Source organism: Bacillus sp. SIMBA_008, assembly GCF_046535495.1.
In the GTDB taxonomy this organism is placed as follows: Bacteria; Bacillota; Bacilli; order Bacillales; family Bacillaceae; genus Bacillus; species Bacillus subtilis.
The window spans coordinates 1-484 of the sequence record NZ_JAWRWL010000020.1 but is presented as its reverse complement, the minus strand read 5'-3'; the positions used below and the strand labels follow the sequence as shown (position 1 = coordinate 484).

At 47.9% G+C, this 484-nt stretch carries 1 protein-coding gene; it reads right to left on the bottom strand.

Annotation, left to right across the window (positions count from 1 at the left end; translation table 11 throughout):
* Nucleotides 1-484: phosphopantetheine-binding protein (locus SB658_RS21850; protein ID WP_410602274.1), on the bottom strand; the 484-nt coding region annotated here is incomplete at both ends.

Below are 484 nucleotides of genomic sequence, written 5' to 3'. Positions count from 1 at the left end.
CGATTGGAATATGATAATTCGTGCTGTCTGGTTCGAGTGTCTGCAAAATATATAAACGGCGCTGAGCTGGTGATACCGGATACTCGTCCGCCTGCTCTGCTGGTAAAATCGGATGCCCCATTTCTTCTTGACCATCCTGATCGATATATGCCGCTAATGAACGAATCGTCGGCTTCTCAAAAATCACTTGAATCGGCACTTCTTTCTGAAGCACCTCTTGAATCTTCGCGGACATCATCATCGCTTTGAGAGAGTGCCCGCCAGCCATGAAGAAATGTTCATCTGCTCCTACCGTTTTTCCAAGAAGCTCCTCCCAAATTTGAGCGAGTGCCTTTTCTGTCTCCGTCTCAGGCGGAATGATTTCCTTTTTCTCCTGATAGGCTTCGTCCGGCTTTGGTAAAGCTTTTCGATCTACCTTGCCGTTCGATGTGAGCGGAAAAGCATTCAGCTTCATCACATGGTGCGGCACCATATAAGCTGGCAG